Consider the following 15,575-nt stretch of genomic DNA (forward strand, 5'->3'; position numbering starts at 1 on the left):
GCAAACAATTTTGATTATTTTGTTGTAAAATTCTGAATAGTTTCCAATGCTCTTTTAGCAAGCGTTTCATTTCGTTCTTGTTTGTTTTTGATTCGCACTTCCAATTCTTTGAATAAGCCAAAGTTGGCATTCATCGGCTGGAAGTTTTTAGCGCTTGTATGTGTGATATAGTGAGCCATACTGCCAATCGCCGTTTCCTGCGGCATTACAACCAATTCTTCACCAAGCACAAGTCGAGCTGCGTTCATTCCTGCCATTAATCCGCTCGCAGCTGATTCTACATATCCTTCTACTCCCGTCATTTGTCCAGCAAAGAATAAGTCATCACGCTCACGATATTGATACGTAGGCTTTAACAATTTAGGAGAATTAATAAACGTATTTCTATGCATAACTCCGTAGCGTACTACTTCTGCATTTTCTAAACCTGGGATTAAGCTTAATACTTCTTTTTGTGCTCCCCATTTTAAATGTGTTTGGAAACCTACGATATTATATAGTGTACCTGCTGCATCATCTTGACGAAGCTGAACAACTGCATAAGGTCGCTTTCCTGTTTTCGGATCTTCTAACCCAACTGGTTTCATTGGTCCAAAAAGCATTGTTTTTTCTCCGCGTGAAGCCATTACTTCAATGGGCATACATCCTTCAAAATAAATTTCTTTCTCAAATTCTTTTAAAGGAACCGTCTCTGCATTGATTAATGCTTCATGAAAACGGTGGAATTCTTCTTTTGTCATCGGACAGTTTAAATAGGCAGCTTCCCCTTTGTCATAGCGAGATTTAAGATATACTTTATCCATATCAATGCTGTCTTTTTCAATAATAGGTGCAGCCGCATCGTAAAAATATAAATAATCTTCACTTGTTAACGCGCGCAGCTGTTCTGATAAATCTTTTGACGTTAACGGACCTGTTGCAATAACAGTTGGTCCTTGTGGAATTTCCGTAATCTCTTCATTAACAACCGTTACGTTCGGATGGTTTTTAACACTTTCCGTTACACGAGCGGCAAATTCGTGACGATCAACAGCCAGTGCTCCACCTGCTGGAACCGCACACTCGTCTGCTGAACGAATAATTACAGAGTCTAATAATCGCATTTCTTCTTTTAAAACACCCACTGCATTTGTTAATGTATTCGCGCGCAGTGAATTACTACATACTAATTCAGCAAATTTGTCCGTATGATGAGCAGGTGTTTGCTTCACTGGTCTCATCTCATAAAGACGTACTTTCAAACCGCGCTTTGCGATCTGCCAAGCTGCTTCACTTCCAGCAAGACCTGCTCCGATAACATTAATTACTTGTTCATTCATTGTAAATCCTCCAACTTCATTTCTATCTTTTCTATCATTTTCCTTATTCATTCACTTGTCTTTTCTTTTTTAACGAGACAAAGAAAATGCGACATTACTCAATGTCGCTAATAACGTTTCCATTTTAGCACATGAAGCAATGTCGCCGCATCTTATATAACTGCTATTTGTAAATTTAAAGTGTGGGAATTCATCCCATTCTCTTTTACTGCTGAGCTTCCTCTTTATAATCACAACTTGTACAGACGACTTGAGTTCCTTTTTTCTGTTTCTTCTCCACAAGCAGATTTTCACATTTCGGACATTTTCTTGCAATCGGCTTATCCCAAGATACGAAATCACAGCCCGGGAATCGATCACAGCCATAAAATGTACGCTTTTTCTTCGATTTTCGCTCAACGATATTTCCTTCTTCACATTTCGGACACTTTACACCAATCTCTTTTACAATTGGCTTTGTGTTGCGGCAGTCAGGGAAATTAGAGCATGCCATAAATTTTCCGTAGCGTCCCATTTTGTATACCATAGGTGAACCGCATTCTTCACAATCTTCTCCGGCAGGTTCATCTTTAATCTCCACTTCGCGCATTTCTTTTTCAGCATGTTCTAAGCGTTTTTCAAAATCACTGTAAAATTCGTCAATAACATGCACCCATTGAACATTACCATCTTCCACTTCATCCAAATCGTTTTCCATTTTAGCTGTAAACTCTACATCTAAAATTTCCGGGAAAAACTCCAATACAAGCTCCAGTACAATTTCTCCAAGTTCTGTTGGAACAAAACGCTTGTTATCGAGCGCTACGTACCCGCGCTTTTGAATCGTGTCAAGTGTTGGAGCATATGTAGACGGTCGTCCAATGCCTAGCTCTTCTAATGTCTTGACTAAACGAGCTTCAGTATATCTTGGCGGCGGCTGTGTGAAGTGCTGCTTTTCATCGATGTCCTTAGAATAAGCTATTTCTCCTTCTTCTAAATCTGGAAGAAGATTTTCTTTTTCCTCCACTTGATCATCATTGCCTTCAACATACACTTTCATAAAGCCTGGAAATTTAACTTTCGAGCCGTTTGCTCTAAATGTTACGTCCCCATTTTTCAAATCTACAGCCATTGTATCCATAATTGCAGGTGCCATTTGACTAGCAACGAAGCGCTCCCATACTAACTTATACAGTCGATACTGATCACGCGATAAGAACTCTTTTACCTCTCCTGGTTTACGAAGAGCTGAAGTTGGACGAATCGCTTCGTGGGCATCTTGCGCGTTCGAATTTTTCTTTTCTTTGCGCTTTTCCGTTGCCACAAACTGATTTCCGTATGCGTTCGTAATGTAATCTCTAGCTTCTGTTTGAGCTGTTTCTGAAATACGAGTAGAATCGGTACGCATATACGTGATAAGACCTACTGTACCTTCTTTTCCTAAATCAATTCCTTCATATAATTGCTGCGCAATCATCATTGTTTTCTTCGCTCGGAAGTTCAGTTTCCGCGCTGCCTCTTGCTGTAATGAAGACGTCGTAAAAGAAGGAGCCGCATTACGCTTTCGCTCACGTTTTGTTACTTTAGAAATTGAAAATTCATTTCCATCTAATTGTTTAACAATGTTGGTTACATCATTTTCATTCGATAGCTCTACTTTTTTCCCTTGATATTCGATCAACTGGCCTTCAAATTGGTCGTTTCCTTTTTGAAAAGTTGCTTTTACCGTCCAGTATTCTTCTGGGATAAACTTTGCAATTTCTTTTTCACGATCAATAATTAACCGCACTGCAATTGATTGAACCCTTCCGGCACTTAATCCTTTTTTCACTTTTTTCCACAGCAATGGACTGATGTTGTAGCCAACCAGTCTGTCAAGAATACGGCGTGCTTGCTGAGCATCTACTAAATCCATATTAATTGCTCGTGGATGTTTAAAAGATTCTTTAATCGCTTCTTTTGTAATCTCGTTAAATACTACGCGGCAGTCCGATGCAATGTCTACATCCAAACTGTGCGCCAAGTGCCATGCAATCGCTTCTCCTTCACGGTCTGGATCGGCTGCTAGGTAAATCTTTTTTGCTTTTTTAGCCGCTGTTTTTAGTTCTTTTAAAACCGGGCCTTTCCCGCGAATTGTAATATATTTCGGATTGTAATCCTGTTCAATATCAATTCCCATTTGACTTTTAGGTAAATCGCGAACATGTCCCATCGATGCTTTTACTTTATATTTCTTTCCTAAATAACGTTCAATTGTTTTAGCCTTTGCAGGCGATTCTACAATTACTAGGTAGTCAGACATCTATTTGTTCCTCCTCAAGAGGTAGAATAAAATCTTCATTATTATTAAATATTTGGTTCTTGTTTGTCAAATGTCCAAAAGATAAGTCATACGATTTTACTACGTATCTCACTAGTATTTCATACCATGCAAGAATATGACTGCTTTGAAACATTCATCTTATATACATCATTTCATTTGTAATATCAGCAGCGCTTTGCACAAGTTTTGCCCCTAATTGGATTAACTTATTCGTTCCACATGATGTTTCTTCAAAAATAGAACCCGGTATGGCAAATACTTCTCTTCCTTGCTGAAGCGCCTGGTCGGCGGTAATAAAAGATCCACTTCTTTCTTTTGCTTGCACCACCAACGTGCCTCCTGTTAATCCGCTAATGATTCTGTTTCTGCGAGGGAAAAACCATTTCGTCGGCTTCATAAACGGGGCATATTCAGAAAGCAGCAAATGATGCTGCGCAATTTCTCTTGCTAAATTTTGGTTTACTCTTGGGTAAATATTATAAAACCCTCCGCCTAAAACTGCAATCGTTTTAGCTTTTTCAGCGATAGCCAGTTCATGAGCAGCCTGGTCAATCCCTAAAGCTAGTCCACTTACAACGACAAATTCTTCATGCAGCATCGGCTTAACAATATGAGTCAGAGCTGCAGTTCCATATGAAGTGGGGTTCCTTGTTCCTACAATGCTTAAGCTTTCTGGAGCGTGTAGAAGAGAAACCTTTCCTTTTGCAAATAATACCCAAGGCGGATCATAAATATGGCGCAAAAGTTCAGGATATTCATCATCTAGGATGGTGACACATTGAATATTCTCAGCGTCATATTTATCTAGAATATCTCGTATTGGAATAGTTTGCAAATCTTTTTTTATTTGATTAGCACGTTCAATCGAGAGAGTCAATAGTTTTTGAAGCTGTGATGGAGAGTACTCGTAGAGATTTTGTAATGAAGAATTCTGTTGAAGTAGCGTAAAAATTTGTTTCCAATTAACAGATGACAATGTGCTAAATGAATTAATTTTTCCCGTAAATCAGACATTCTACAATCTCCTTTTTAAATGGACAAAATAGCCCCCGGTCAAAGGAGGCTATATGTCTTCTATTAATGAGTCTTACACTGCTCGTAAATGCCTTGTTCTTTTAACACTTTAATAAGTGTTTCTCCCATAACAGATGGTGTTTCAGCTACTTGAATACCGCACTCATTCATTGTTTTAATCTTTTCAGACGCTGTCCCTTTACCACCTGAAATAATAGCACCAGCATGGCCCATACGTTTTCCTGGAGGTGCTGTTTGACCACCAATGAAGCCGACCACAGGTTTTGTCATATTTGCTTTTACCCATTCTGCCGCTTCTTCTTCTGCTGTACCGCCGATTTCACCAATCATAATTACTGCATACGTATCTTCATCTTCATTAAACGCTTGTAATACATCGATAAAGTTCGTGCCGTTCACTGGGTCACCACCGATACCAACAGCTGTTGATTGGCCAATGCCAGCTTCAGAAAGTTGATGAACAGCTTCATATGTTAATGTACCAGAACGTGAAACTACACCTACATGACCTTTTTTGTGAATGTACCCTGGCATAATTCCAATTTTACATTCTTCCGGTGTAATAACACCTGGGCAGTTAGGTCCCACAAGGCGCGTACGTTTTCCTTCCATATAACGCTTTACTTTTACCATATCTAATACTGGAATACCTTCCGTAATACAAATAACTAAATCTAAATCTGCGTCAACTGCTTCAATAATGGAGTCAGCTGCGAATGCTGGCGGAACATATACAACAGAAGCCGTTGCACCTGTTTTTTCTTTTGCCTCGGCAACCGTATTAAATACCGGAACACCTTCTACTTCTAAGCCGCCTTTACCTGGCGTTACGCCACCAACAATTTTCGTTCCATATTCTAACATTTGCTGTGTATGAAAAAGGCCAACTCCGCCTGTAATTCCTTGTACAATTACTTTTGTATCTTGATTAATAAATACGCTCATTCCTATCCCCCAGCCTTTCTATTTCACTAGTGAAACGATTTTTTGTGCGCCGTCTGCCATAGATTCAGCAGCTGTGATATTTAAGCCTGATTTTTGTAAAATTTCTTTTCCAAGTTCAACGTTTGTTCCTTCTAAACGAACAACTAATGGAAGGCTTAATCCCACTTGTTTCGTTGCTTCAACAACACCTGTTGCAATAACATCACATTTCATAATCCCGCCGAAAATATTAACAAAAATACCTTTTACATTTTGGTCAGATAAAATAATTTTGAATGCTTCTGTTACTTTTTCAGCAGTTGCGCCGCCCCCAACATCCAGGAAGTTAGCAGGGTCGCCTCCGTAATGTTTAATAATATCCATCGTTGCCATTGCTAAACCTGCACCGTTTACCATACAACCGATATTACCGTCTAGTGAAATGTAGCTTAAGTCGTATTTAGATGCTTCAATTTCTTTAGCATCTTCCTCTTCAAGGTCACGATATTCAAGAATATCTTTTTGACGATACAGCGCATTTGAATCAAAGTTTAACTTCGCATCCAATGCCATAACGTCTCCGTCACCTGTTACAACTAGAGGATTAATCTCTGCGATTGAGCAGTCTTTTTCAACAAATACTGTATATAAACCTGTCATGAACTTAACTGCTTTTCCAACTAATTCTTTTGGAATATTAATATTAAATGCAAGTCTGCGAGCTTGGAATGCTTGTAAACCAATCGCAGGATCTACATATTCTTTAAAGATTTTTTCAGGCGTTTTTTCCGCCACTTCTTCAATTTCAGTTCCACCTTCTTCAGAACCCATCAATACAACTTGAGACGTTGCACGATCAAGAACTAAACCGATGTAGTATTCTTTCTTAATATCGCATCCCTCTTCAACTAACAAGCGCTTAACTTCTTTTCCTTCAGGGCCTGTTTGGTGTGTTACGAGGGTCTTTCCTAAAATATCTTGTGCATATGTACGAACTTCATCTAAGTTTTTTGCTACTTTGACACCGCCCGCTTTACCGCGTCCACCAGCATGGATTTGTGCTTTCACCACTGATACTTGTGAACCTAATTCCTTTGCTGCTTCAACTGCTTCTTCAACAGTAAAAGCTACTCGACCGTTTGGTACTGCAACCCCATATTTTCTGAGTAGTTCTTTTCCTTGATACTCATGGATATTCATTTCCCATCCTCCTAACATAATCAACCACAAAACTATACTGCACAAAATAGACTGCGCTTTCATTGTATAAAAATAATTGTCTAATTGTCTACTATTCTAGTGAAAAATATTGAAATAATAAGAAAATTGATATTTTTATGGAGATAGTACTTAACCATACCTTATGAAGTCGATGAGGCTCTGCGGACGTTAAACGTATGGTTGATCATGTAAATCAACCTTCACAACTGAAGCGAACTGAAAGGAAAATAATTTACGAACTTCACCCGTAGCAATACCTCCACTTAAATAGGCTATATTCTTTTTGAACCTAAAATCCCGCATGTGAAACATGCGCTAAAAAGCAGGGATATGCTCGGGTATCATGTTCTAGTTTACTTGGTTTTTTATCGGTGCAAAAGATCGGCGGTGTTCTGGCAAAATTCCATATTGTTGGATTGCTTCTAAATGTTGTTTTGTTCCATATCCCATATGTTTTTCGAATCCGTATGCAGGATAGCGTTCACCAAGTTCTTTCATCATTCGATCTCGCGTCACTTTTGCAATAACAGAACTTGCAGCAATCGAAATGCTTGTAGCATCGCCTTTGATGATTGATTGCTGCGAAATAGGCACCGGCAGCTTCATCGCATCAATAAGCAGTTCATCAGGCTGAACAGCTAGAAATTCAATTGCTTCAGTCATTGCCTTTTTTGTTGCTTCATAAATATTAATAGAATCAATGACCTCTGCGTCTATAATACCTATACCGATAGCGACAGCGCTTTTACAAATTTCTTCATAAAATTCTTCTCGCTTTGCCTCTGATAACTTCTTTGAATCCGTCAAACCAGGGAGAAAAAAATCCGGCGGCAAAATAACAGCAGCAGCTACTACCGGTCCTGCTAACGGTCCTCTTCCTACTTCATCTACTCCGGCAATATAGGTTGCTCCCTGATTGTATAATTCGTTTTCATATGCCATCATTTCATCAAACTGTTTCTTTAAGCGCTCAGCGGCTTCAAATTGCCTTTGTTTTTGAATAATAACCTGTTGCACACCTTTACGCTCATCTTGCGCATATACCTTAAATAAAGCATCTTCCGGGCTTCTCACTTGCTTTAGTTCTTCTTTTATTTCTTTAATACTCTTTTTCATTAGCTCCACCTTCTTTATATCAACATTTTCACGCGGCACTTTTACATAAAAAACGCCTCATGCTAAAAAGGCAGAGGCGTTTTTTGTTTCAGTTCGCAATGTATTGCTTACAGCTGCTGTTCAGCTTCACTTGGATCATCAAATGTAAAGGTGCCAATTTTATCCGTTCGAATTTCTCGAAGAACAAGCTCAGCCGTTTTATCGTAATCCACCATGCCGCCACCCATTAAACAGCCGCGGCGCGACCCAATTGCATCAAAAAGCTCTACAATGTCTTCAGGGATTTCATTTAAATCATAACGCTGCTTTAATTGTTCTGGGTAATGGCTAGTTAAGAAGCGCAGCGCATAAACAGCGACATCTTGCATATTTAAAATGGTATCTTTGATAGCACCCGTTGTCGCAAGCTTATATCCAACTGTTTCATCTTCAAACTTAGGCCACAAAATACCTGGCGTATCAAGTAGCTCCAGCTCATTTCCTACCTTAATCCACTGCTGTGCTTGCGTCACACCTGGACGATCTCCGGTCTTGGCGATTTTTTTGCTGGCAAGGCGATTAATCAGCGTTGATTTACCGACGTTAGGAATCCCTACAATCATCGCACGGATAGCGCGGGGTTTTTTAACTCCTTTTGCGCGCATGCGGTCAAACTTCTCTTGAAGAAGTTCTTTGGAAGACGAAACAATTTGTTTCATTCCTTTACCTGCTTGTGCGTCAATAGCTAAGGCATAAATACCTTGTTCTTTGTAATAATCTAGCCACTGCTGAGTAACGCGCGGATCAGCTTTATCCACTTTATTCAGCAATACGATTCTCGGCTTGTTCACGATAATCTCATCAATCATTGGATTTCGCGATGATTGCGGAATGCGTGCATCAACCAGTTCGTATACAATATCAATCAATTTTAGCTTTTCAGTTACTTGTCTTCTGGCCTTGGCCATATGGCCAGGAAACCATTGAATTGTCATATTTTACTCACCTTTTATATTTTACTTTGCAAAACGCGCTTCTTTAATCGGCCAGTATACGGCACTCGTTTTACCAAGCACCTTGTCCATGCTCACAAAGCCAATCTGACGGCTGTCTTTACTGTAGCGTCGATTGTCTCCCATCACGAACAAATATCCTTCTGGCACGGTCTTTTTACCCGTTACGTCTTCTAGCTTAAAGTCTTCGGTTAAATTACCGTCAATCACTTCTTTTTTATACTGATCTAAATAGGGCTCTTTATAAGCTTTTCCATTTACATATAGCGTATCATTTCGATACTCAATATGATCACCCGGCAGTCCAATAATACGTTTTATGTAATCTTTTTCCGCTGTAGCATGAAAAACAATAATATCAAAGCGATCAGGATCACCAATCTTATAGGAGAACTTATTTACAATCATTCGATTTTGGTCATGCAGCGTAGGCATCATAGAAAGTCCATCTACTACAATCGGTGCAAACAAGAAATAGCGAATTACAACAGCTAACAGTACGGCAATGGCGATTGCTTTTATCCATTCCCACAGTTCATTTTTCTTTCGAGCCATCTTCAGTCCTCCAACTCTTATGTCATACCTTTATTTTAAACGATAATGTTTGAAACGCCTAATAAATAAATAGAATAAAAAATTGATGACTTGTACGTCTATTTTTTACTGTCAGAGAACGAATCGTTCTAAAAAAACATTTGAAAAAAGGAGCTTGTATAAACAAGCTCCCCTTTACTATTATCGAATTTCTTTAATACGCGCAGCTTTACCACGTAATTCACGTAGGTAATAAAGTTTCGCACGGCGTACTTTACCGCGGCGCATTACTTCGATTTTTGCAATTTTTGGCGTATGAAGTGGGAATGTACGCTCTACACCTACACCGTAAGAAATCTTACGTACTGTAAATGTTTCGCTGATACCACCGCCACGACGCTTAATAACAACACCTTCAAATACCTGAACACGTTCACGAGTACCCTCAACGATATTTACGTGTACACGTACAGTATCACCAGGACGGAACGTAGGAAGATCTGTTTTTAATTGTTCTTTTGTAATCTCTTCGATTAATTTTTGCATCGCGTGTTTCAACTCCTTCCAACAGACGCTCATACCAATGCTTTTCAATCATTGCAGCGGAACATCGTTATAGGTGACCAGACATCTGCCCAAGCCACAAAATCTATCTTAGCACACTCTTATACCGTATGCAACAGAGTTTATGCATAAATTTTATGGATTTATGAAAGCTGATTTTCTTCTTTTAATTGAGCTACTAGTTTCTTTTGCTCTTCTGTTAGCTCCATCTTTTCAAGCATATCCGGTCTTCGAAGCAGCGTGCGCTTTAAAGATTCTTTTTGGCGCCACTGTTCAATTTTTTTATGATTTCCTGACATAAGTACTTCAGGAACCGTTAAGCCTCTAAAATCAGCAGGACGCGTATAGTGGGGGTGCTCTAGTAAACCGGTACTGTGTGAGTCCTGTACAGCTGAATGATTATTGCCAAGGACATCAGGAAGCAGGCGAACAACGCTATCGATCACAACCATTGCACCAAGCTCTCCTCCAGTTAATACATAGTCACCAATTGAAATTTCATCAGTTACCAACTGCTCACGAATTCGTTCATCATATCCTTCGTAATGACCGCAAATAAAAATTAAATGCTCTTCTGCTGCTAGCTCTTCTGCTTTTGCCTGTGTATAGCGTTCGCCCTGCGGACAAAGCAAAACTACCCGGGGCTTCTCAGCTGTTCTAGTCAGCTTTTCTACAGCGTCAAAAATAGGCTGAGGCGTCAATACCATTCCAGCACCTCCGCCGTAAGGATAATCGTCCACATTTTGATGTTTGTTCGTAGAATATTCTCGGAAATTAACTACATTCAGTTCAACCGCATTTTTTTCCTGTGCTTTTTTCAAAATTGATTCACCAAAAACACCGTCAAACATAGAAGGAAATAGCGACAGTACATCAATTTTCATTAGTCCAATAACCCTTCCATTACTGTAATAACAATCTCTTTTTCATCTATATCAATAGATTGTACAACGTCGTCGATGTAAGGAATAAGAACTTCTTTTCCGCCTTTTTTAACAACCCACACATCATTAGCTCCCGGCGTTAAAATTTCTTTGACCGTTCCTACCTCTACTCCGTCTTCTGTTTTTACTGTACAGCCAATAATTTCGTGGAAATAGAATTCACCGTCTTCTAAATCCGTTAGCTGCTCCTCAGGAATTTTCACTTCGCAGTTTTTATACTGCTCAACATCATTTACGTTTTGATAGCCTTCGAATGTAAGCAAATCAAAATTTTTATGCCTGCGGTGGCTTGCTACCGTTACTTCTACCGGCTCGCTTTGCTTTTCTTTGAAGATATAAAGTTTATTTCCTTTTTCATAGCGCTCGTCAGCAAAATCCGTAGTTGATACAATACGAACTTCTCCTTTTACGCCATGGGTATTCACAATTTTTCCAACCTTAAACCATTTCATACTTCTTCACCTCTATCTAATCTCAACAACTTTGCTATCTTTTATAATAATTGTTTTACTTTCTTTTATCTTTTCCCAATCATCGCCGATTTTTACCTCTACTAAGGCATCAAGTTCCGTTTCAACGAGTTCGCTCCCTAAAGGAAGCTTTTCTAATTGCGTCAGCTGAAAGTTCAACACTTCAATTTTTTCAAGGCGAGCGGATTTTTCTTTTTCAAACTGACTATGTAATAAAGAAGAACCTTTATTGGCTTTTTCCATATGCTTTAACTGAAATTTCAGCTGTTCCATTTCTTTTTCAAGCGCCTGCTTGCGGTTTATAAAACGATTTTCAAGATCTTGTTTGCTTGCTTCAGTTAACACTTGTTTCACAACCACTTTTTGAATAATGTTCAAAACGTTCCCTCCGCTCTCAATATAGTGACCTTGTGCTTTTTACATGCATATTGAAATAGCTGCTTCTTGCTCGCAAAAGACTTACTGTGATCAAAACGTTCATCTTATCATAACATAAAAAAAGGGCGAGGTTATCCCTCTCCCTTTTTGATTACTCTTGAATTTTCACATACACTTTTTTACCTTGCTGTGATGCTGCTGCATTCACAACAGTTCGAATCGCTTTTGCAACGCGACCTTGTTTGCCGATTACTTTGCCGACATCTTCTTGGTGAACAGTAAGGATGTACGTCACTTGACGTTCATCTTCTTGTTCCTCCACTTTAACATCAGCTGGGTAATCAACAAGCGGCTTTACAATTGTTTCGATTAGTGATGTCATCTCGAGTGAAATTATTTTCCTAATTTAGCATTATGGAATTTTTCCATGATGCCTTCGTTAGAGAAAAGGTTACGAACTGTATCAGATGGTTTAGCACCATTTTGTAACCATTTAAGAGCTAGCTCTTCATCGATTTTAACTTCAGCTGGTTGAACTACAGGATTGTAAGTTCCAACTACTTCGATGTAACGTCCATCACGTGGTGAACGAGAGTCTGCTGCTACGATACGATAGAAAGGAGATTTTTTAGCTCCCATACGTTTTAAACGAATTTTTACTGCCATTTTATAAAGCACCTCCGAATATGTTTCAACAAGATAATATAATATCAAATAGGTAAAATGTTTGTAAAGGTTTTTTTCTTAACACTAGAAAAATATTTTATTTTCTTTGGTTTTTCAGTCCGAATCAAGCGTTTTATCATGAAAAGAATGGAAGTTTCATACCCTTTTTCTTGCCTTTTGACATATTTGTCATTTGTTTCATCATTTTTTTCATGTCTTCAAATTGTTTAAGCAAACGGTTGACTTCTTGTACAGAACGTCCGCTTCCTTTTGCAATACGCTTTCTTCGACTTGCATTAATGATTTCAGGGTTTGTTTTTTCCGCTTTCGTCATAGAACGAATGATTGCTTCTACATGATTAATTTGCTTTTCATCCACCTGCAGGTTTTTGAGCCCCTTTACTTTATTGGCGCCCGGAAGCATACCAATTAGCTCATCAAGCGGTCCCATTTGACGCACCTGAGCAAGTTGATCTAAAAAGTCATCAAATGTAAATGACTGCGTGCGCAGCTTAGCTTCAAGCTCTTTTGCTTTTTCAGCATCTACATTTGCCTGAGCCTTTTCGATAAGCGTCAGCACATCACCCATACCTAAGATACGGGAAGCCATACGCTCTGGATGGAATGCTTCAATAGCATCCATTTTTTCTCCAAGACCGACAAACTTAATTGGTGTATCGGTTACTGCACGAATAGAAAGCGCTGCACCACCGCGCGTATCGCCGTCTAGTTTCGTTAATACAACTCCAGTTAATCCTAATTGCTTATTAAAGCTATCCGCAACGTTTACTGCATCTTGACCCGTCATCGCATCGACAACAAGGAAAATTTCGTCTGGGTTAGAAAGCTCTTTGATCTGTTCTAACTCCTCCATTAAATTTTCATCAACATGCAAACGTCCCGCTGTATCAATTAATACATAATCGTGATGCTCTTCTTTCGCATGAGCAATAGCTTGTTTCGCAATCTCCACAGGACTTACTTGATCACCTAATGAAAAAACAGACATGCTAAGCTGTTTTCCTAGTGTTTCAAGCTGTTTAATAGCTGCCGGACGATAAATATCTGCTGCTACAAGCAATGGATTACGGTTATATTTTTTACGTAATAAATTGGCAAGTTTACCGGTTGTTGTTGTTTTACCTGCACCTTGAAGTCCAACCATCATAATTACAGTTGGAGCTTTTGGAGCTACTGCAATCTTGCTTTGCTCTCCGCCCATAAGTACAGTTAATTCTTCTTGTACAACCTTAATAACTTGTTGTCCAGGCGTTAAGCTCTTAAGAACGTCTTGACCTACAGCACGTTCGCTTACGCGCTTAACAAAGTCTTTTACTACTTTAAAGTTTACATCGGCTTCTAAAAGGGCAAGTCTAACTTCACGCATCATTTCTTTAACATCAGCTTCGTTAACTTTTCCTTTTCCTTTTAACTTTTGCAGTGTGCTTTGCAAACGGTCGGCTAATCCTTCAAATGCCATATACGCCGCCCCCTAATCTAATTTCTCGAGCGAATCAAGAAGAGAAGAAAGCTTACTATTCTTGTGTAAGTCGGCTGCAAGTTCGTCTTTCAGTTGTTGAACAATTGATTGACGCTCTTGAAACCGTTGAAATAACAATAGCTTTTCCTCATATTGTTCAAGCATTTGCTCTGTACGTTTTATATTATCATAAACTGCTTGACGACTCACATCAAATTCTTCCGCTATTTCACCGAGGGAATAATCATCCAAGTAATAAAGTGACATATAACTTCTTTGTTTGGGCGTCAACAGCGCCTGATAGAAGTCAAATAAGTAATTCATTCTTGTTGTTTTTTCGAGCATATGCACGCTCTTTTCAACCATCTGACCGCCCCCTTGTTAAGTGAAAAGCCTTTACATGTTATTAGTTTAACTAGGCGAGGTTTGAATGTCAAGTTTTTTCCTTAACACCTCACATTTTCCCACTTAAAAGAGATGGAAACATAACTAAATTACTTCAATTTAAAGACGAATAAATATGAAACCTGCGTCCCCCCTACTAATAAAAAAATCCGAACGATTAATCGTTCGGATCTCCCTTCAATTAAGATACTTATATCCCAGCCTCTTTTTAGATTACGCCTCTTTTTCTGTTTCTTCTTCTACAGCATTGGCAAATAACCCATAGATATATTGCTCCGTGTCAAACGGCTGAAGGTCGTCCACTTTTTCTCCAAGGCCAACGAATTTAACAGGAAGCTTCAGTTCGTTTCGAATGGCAAGAACAATTCCGCCTTTAGCCGTACCATCTAGTTTTGTTAACACAATTCCCGTCACGTTCGTTGCTTCTGAGAATGTTTTAGCCTGACTTAAAGCGTTTTGACCCGTCGTCGCATCAAGTACAAGAAGTACCTCATGAGGAGCACCAGGAATTTCTCGCTCAATAACACGCTTTACTTTCTCTAATTCTTTCATTAAATTTACTTTATTTTGAAGGCGCCCTGCTGTATCACATAATAAAACATCTGCTTTTCGAGCCTTAGCTGACTGAACAGCGTCATACATGACAGCGGCAGGGTCAGAGCCTGCAGATTGCTTAATAACATCCACACCAACGCGTTCTCCCCATACTTCTAACTGCTCAATCGCACCGGCACGGAACGTATCTCCTGCTGCCATTACGACTTTTTTGCCTTCTTGTTTGAATTTATGCGCAATCTTCCCAATGGTTGTTGTTTTTCCAACACCGTTTACTCCTACAAACAAAATCACCGTTAAATCATTTTGCTGCATATTCAGTTCACCAATCTGCTCTTCACCAGATTCATAAATATCAATTAATTTCTCAGAGATGACTGCCTGTACATCTTGAGGATCCTTAATATTACGGCGTTTCACTTCCGATTTTAAGTCATCAATTAAATCCAACACGGTAGCCACACCAACATCAGCACTGATTAAAATTTCTTCTAATTCCTCAAAAAACTCTTCGTCTACTTGACGATAGCGAGACACTAGATCATTCACGCGTTCTGAAAAAGAATTGCGCGTTTTTGATAAGCCATCTTTAAATTTTTGGGTAACAGAATCGGTTTGCATTGTAATTTTTTCTTTTAGTTTCTTAAAAAAGCTCATTCGTACCACCCTT

Annotated in this window: 16 protein-coding genes and 1 pseudogene; all 17 read right to left on the minus strand. The window is 39.1% G+C overall.

The window, feature by feature from the left end; all coding sequences use genetic code 11:
• Positions 1–14: 14 nt before the first annotated feature.
• Positions 15–1,319, minus strand: coding sequence for an FADH(2)-oxidizing methylenetetrahydrofolate--tRNA-(uracil(54)-C(5))-methyltransferase TrmFO (trmFO, locus tag BG04_RS05785; RefSeq protein ID WP_034649198.1), 1,305 nt, complete (start codon positions 1,317–1,319; stop codon positions 15–17).
• 205 nt (positions 1,320–1,524) lie between these two features.
• A complete protein-coding gene (topA, locus tag BG04_RS05790) occupies positions 1,525–3,600 on the minus strand; it encodes a type I DNA topoisomerase (RefSeq protein ID WP_034649196.1) in 2,076 nt (691 codons plus the stop codon).
• 154 nt (positions 3,601–3,754) lie between these two features.
• A pseudogene (gene dprA / locus BG04_RS05795) lies at positions 3,755–4,635 on the minus strand (DNA-processing protein DprA).
• A 63-nt stretch (positions 4,636–4,698) separates the two neighbouring features.
• Positions 4,699–5,601: a succinate--CoA ligase subunit alpha gene (sucD, locus tag BG04_RS05800; protein ID WP_016765409.1), complete on the minus strand. Its 903-nt coding sequence runs from the start codon at positions 5,599–5,601 to the stop codon at positions 4,699–4,701.
• A gap of 18 nt (positions 5,602–5,619) precedes the next feature.
• A complete protein-coding gene (sucC, locus tag BG04_RS05805; RefSeq protein WP_013058890.1) occupies positions 5,620–6,780 on the minus strand; it encodes an ADP-forming succinate--CoA ligase subunit beta in 1,161 nt (386 codons plus the stop codon).
• Positions 6,781–7,149: 369 nt separating this feature from the next.
• A complete protein-coding gene (locus tag BG04_RS05810) occupies positions 7,150–7,917 on the minus strand; it encodes a ribonuclease HII (protein WP_034649195.1) in 768 nt (255 codons plus the stop codon).
• 107 nt (positions 7,918–8,024) lie between these two features.
• A complete protein-coding gene (gene ylqF / locus BG04_RS05815) occupies positions 8,025–8,891 on the minus strand; it encodes a ribosome biogenesis GTPase YlqF (RefSeq protein ID WP_025750333.1) in 867 nt (288 codons plus the stop codon).
• Between the two features lie 21 nt (positions 8,892–8,912).
• Positions 8,913–9,464, minus strand: a complete 552-nt coding sequence (gene lepB / locus BG04_RS05820) for a signal peptidase I (RefSeq protein ID WP_013058893.1) — start codon at positions 9,462–9,464, stop codon at positions 8,913–8,915.
• Positions 9,465–9,644: 180 nt separating this feature from the next.
• Positions 9,645–9,989 (minus strand): 50S ribosomal protein L19, encoded by a 345-nt coding sequence (gene rplS / locus BG04_RS05825; RefSeq protein WP_013084808.1) that lies wholly within the window; start codon positions 9,987–9,989, stop codon positions 9,645–9,647.
• Between the two features lie 161 nt (positions 9,990–10,150).
• Positions 10,151–10,891, minus strand: a complete 741-nt coding sequence (gene trmD / locus BG04_RS05830; protein ID WP_034649194.1) for a tRNA (guanosine(37)-N1)-methyltransferase TrmD — start codon at positions 10,889–10,891, stop codon at positions 10,151–10,153.
• Positions 10,891–11,403, minus strand: coding sequence for a ribosome maturation factor RimM (gene rimM, locus BG04_RS05835; protein WP_013058896.1), 513 nt, complete (start codon positions 11,401–11,403; stop codon positions 10,891–10,893). The genes trmD and rimM overlap by 1 nt, the downstream gene beginning before the upstream one ends.
• A gap of 12 nt (positions 11,404–11,415) precedes the next feature.
• Positions 11,416–11,799, minus strand: coding sequence for a YlqD family protein (locus tag BG04_RS05840; RefSeq protein WP_013058897.1), 384 nt, complete (start codon positions 11,797–11,799; stop codon positions 11,416–11,418).
• 151 nt (positions 11,800–11,950) lie between these two features.
• The gene (locus BG04_RS05845; protein WP_013058898.1) at positions 11,951–12,181 is read right to left on the minus strand and encodes a KH domain-containing protein; all 231 of its coding nucleotides are present in this window, start codon (positions 12,179–12,181) and stop codon (positions 11,951–11,953) included.
• An 11-nt stretch (positions 12,182–12,192) separates the two neighbouring features.
• Positions 12,193–12,465, minus strand: a complete 273-nt coding sequence (gene rpsP, locus BG04_RS05850; protein ID WP_013058899.1) for a 30S ribosomal protein S16 — start codon at positions 12,463–12,465, stop codon at positions 12,193–12,195.
• 136 nt (positions 12,466–12,601) lie between these two features.
• Positions 12,602–13,945, minus strand: coding sequence for a signal recognition particle protein (ffh, locus tag BG04_RS05855; protein WP_034649192.1), 1,344 nt, complete (start codon positions 13,943–13,945; stop codon positions 12,602–12,604).
• A 12-nt stretch (positions 13,946–13,957) separates the two neighbouring features.
• Positions 13,958–14,290, minus strand: a complete 333-nt coding sequence (locus BG04_RS05860) for a putative DNA-binding protein (protein ID WP_025750337.1) — start codon at positions 14,288–14,290, stop codon at positions 13,958–13,960.
• A 273-nt stretch (positions 14,291–14,563) separates the two neighbouring features.
• Complete coding sequence (gene ftsY, locus BG04_RS05865; RefSeq protein ID WP_013058902.1) at positions 14,564–15,562, minus strand: signal recognition particle-docking protein FtsY; 999 nt, start codon at positions 15,560–15,562, stop codon at positions 14,564–14,566.
• Between the last annotated feature and the right edge of the window lie 13 nt (positions 15,563–15,575).

Source organism: Priestia megaterium NBRC 15308 = ATCC 14581 (assembly GCF_000832985.1).
In the GTDB taxonomy this organism is placed as follows: Bacteria; Bacillota; Bacilli; order Bacillales; family Bacillaceae_H; genus Priestia; species Priestia megaterium.